Annotated in this window: 1 protein-coding gene; it reads right to left on the bottom strand. The window is 45.2% G+C overall.

Features of this window, described 5'->3' with window-relative positions:
- The coding region (locus Q4533_RS19505; RefSeq protein ID WP_303503895.1) for a VCBS domain-containing protein at positions 1 to 3214 on the bottom strand (3214 nt) is incomplete at both ends.

The raw sequence follows: 3214 nt of genomic DNA, 5'->3' as shown, positions 1-3214 counted from the left end.
ACGCTATGAATTAACACTGTATCAGTAACTGACTCACCTGTTTTAAGGCCTTGAATCGCTGTCTGAGAATTATCAGCGGTGTAGGTCCAGTGACCTAACTCATTGATTGATAGAGTACCAAACTGACCTTGTAGTGAGGTGGCTTGGAATTGATTTTGTCCCGCATCAACATCAGTAACAGTGAGTGCACCATCGACGCGGAGTTGCCCACCATGCACGTCTTTATCTTCAGTTAAGCTGGCGGTTGAGATACCCGCAATCACCGCTTTATCATCCGTGCCATTGATGGTGACAGTGATTTTTTGTTCAGTGCCATCAACGCTATGAACTAACACTGTATCGGTAACTGACTCACCGGTTTTTAAACCTTGAATGGCTGTTTGTGAGTTATCAGCGGTGTAAGTCCAGTGACCTAACTCATTGATTGATAGAGTACCAAACTGACCTTGTAGGCTTTCAGCGGTGAACTGCGCTTGATTGTTGTCTGCATCTGTTACGGTTAACGTCCCGTCAACGCGGAGTTGTCCACCGTGAACGTCTTTATCTTCAGTTAGCTGTGCTGTTGAAGTACCCGCAATCACCGCTTTATCATCCGTGCCATTGATGGTGACAGTGATCTTTTGTTCAGTGCCGTCAACCGAGTGAACTAATACTGTATCGGTAACTGACTCACCGGTTTTTAAACCTTGAATGGCTGTTTGTGAGTTATCAGCGGTGTAAGTCCAGTGACCTAATTCATTGATTGATAGAGTGCCAAATTGACCTTGTAGGCTTTCAGCGGTGAACTGCGCTTGATTGTTGTCTACATCTGTTACGATTAACGTCCCGTCAACGCGGAGTTGTCCACCGTGAACGTCTTTATCTTCAGTTAGCTGTGCTGTTGAAGTACCCGCAATCACCGCTTTATCATCCGTGCCATTGATGGTCACAGTGATTTTTTGCTCAGTGCCGTCAACCGAGTGAACTAACACTGTATCGGTAACTGACTCACCTGTTTTAAGGCCTTGAATCGCTGTCTGAGAATTATCAGCGGTGTAGGTCCAGTGACCTAATTCATTGATTGATAGAGTACCAAACTGACCTTGTAGTGAGGTGGCTTGGAATTGATTTTGACCGTTATCCACATCAGTAACAGTGAGGGCGCCGTCGACGCGAAGCTGCCCACTATGCACGCCTTTATCTTCAGTTAAACTGGCGGTTGAGGTACCCGCAATCACCGCTTTATCATCCGTGCCATTGATGGTGACAGTGATTTTTTGCTCAGTGCCGTCAACCGAGTGAACTAATACTGTATCGGTAAGTGACTCACCGGTTTTTAAACCTTGAATCGCTGTCTGAGAATTGTCAGCTGTGTAGGTCCAGTGACCTAATTCATTGATTGATAGAGTACCAAACTGACCTTGTAATGAGGTGGCTTGAAATTGATTTTGACCGTTATCCACATCAGTAACAGTGAGGGCGCCATCGACGCGGAGTTGTCCACCATGCACGTCTTTATCTTCGGTTAATTGTGCGGTACTTGTACCACCAATAACGGCTTTATCATCAGTACCGTTAATGGTCACAGTGATTTTTTGTTCAGTGCCATCAACACTGTGAACGATTAAGGTGTCAGTAACTGACTCACCTGTTTTAAGGCCTTGAATCGCTGTCTGAGAATTGTCAGCTGTGTAGGTCCAGTGACCTAATTCATTGATTGATAGAGTGCCAAATTGACCTTGTAGTGAGGTGGCTTGAAATTGATTTTGACCATTATCCACATCAGTAACAGTGAGGGCGCCGTCAACGCGAAGTTGCCCACCGTGAACGTCTTTATCTTCAGTTAAGCTGGCGGTTGAGATACCCGCAATCACCGCTTTATCATCTGTGCCGTTAATGGTGACAGTGATTTTTTGTTCAGTGCCGTCAACCGAGTGAACTAATACTGTATCGGTAAGTGACTCACCCGTTTTCAGACTTTGAATAGCATTTTGACTGTTATCAGCGGTGTAAGTCCAGTGACCTAATTCATTGATTGATAGAGTACCAAACTGACCTTGTAGGCTTTCAGCGGTGAACTGCGCTTGATTGTTGTCTACATCTGTTACGGTTAACGTCCCGTCAACGCGGAGTTGTCCACCGTGAACATCTTTATCTTCGGTTAACTGTGCGGTACTTGTTCCTGCAACCACGGCTTTATCATCAGTGCCATTAATGGTGACAGTGACTTTCTGCTCAGTGCCATCGACTGAATGAGCTATGAGAGTATCCGTTAATGATTCGCCTGTTTTCAGGCCTTGAATAGTCGGCTGCGAGTTATCAGCGGTGTAAGTCCAATGGCCTAAACTATTGATACTCAGAGTACCAAATTGACCTTGTTGCACTGTGGCCTGGAATTGGTTTTGTCCTGAATCTACATCGGTTACGGTGAGGGCGCCATCGACATGCAGTTGTCCTTGATGGACGTCTTTATCTTCGGTTAGATTAGCCGATGAAACGCCACCAATTTGAGCGGTTTCATTGCTACCGTTAATACTAATGGTAACTTGTTTGGATACTGGGGTGCCTGAGCTATCAGTTGCTGTGACTGTGAAAGTTTCAACTGCTACTTCTCCCTGATGTAGGGCTAAAGTCGTTGCTGAATGATTATCTAGAACGTATTGCCATTCTCCAGATTTTGAATCAATGACGAGCTGGCCAAATTGACCTATTCCATTTGAGGCCGACCAAGTGATGCTATCGCCATTATCTGGGTCGGTAGCTATGAGGTTGCCTGAAACGGTATCAATTGAACCTAACTCATTGAGACTAGCATGATGTATACCTGAAATTTGCGGTAAATCGTTACTACCTTCAACCTCTACAGCAATGACCGAGCTCACTTTATTGCCTTGGCTGTCCGTTGCCGAAATGACAAATTGTTCTGTTTGATGAGTCCCTTCAGATAATGCATTTGTTTGCTGGTTATTATTATCAAGTTGGTAATGCCATTCGCCAGTTAACTGGTTTAACGTTAACTCACCATATTTACCTTGAGCATTGTCTGTACTCCACAACACTTGGTTAGCATCAGTGCCTGTAGCTTGCATTACGCCACTCGCAGTATTCACTGCATTATCTTCTTTTAATTGTGGTGCTGATTGTTGACTTGCTATTTCTATTGGGGTTTCATTCGTGCCAGTGCCAGTGCCAGTGCCAGTGCCAGTGCCAGTGCCAGTGCCAGTGCCAGTGCCAG

The sequence above is a fragment of the Shewanella sp. 6_MG-2023 genome, assembly GCF_030547195.1.
GTDB lineage: Bacteria > Pseudomonadota > Gammaproteobacteria > Enterobacterales > Shewanellaceae > Shewanella.
The sequence above is the reverse complement of the archived record's forward strand: the minus strand, read 5'-3'. Positions and strand labels throughout refer to the sequence as shown.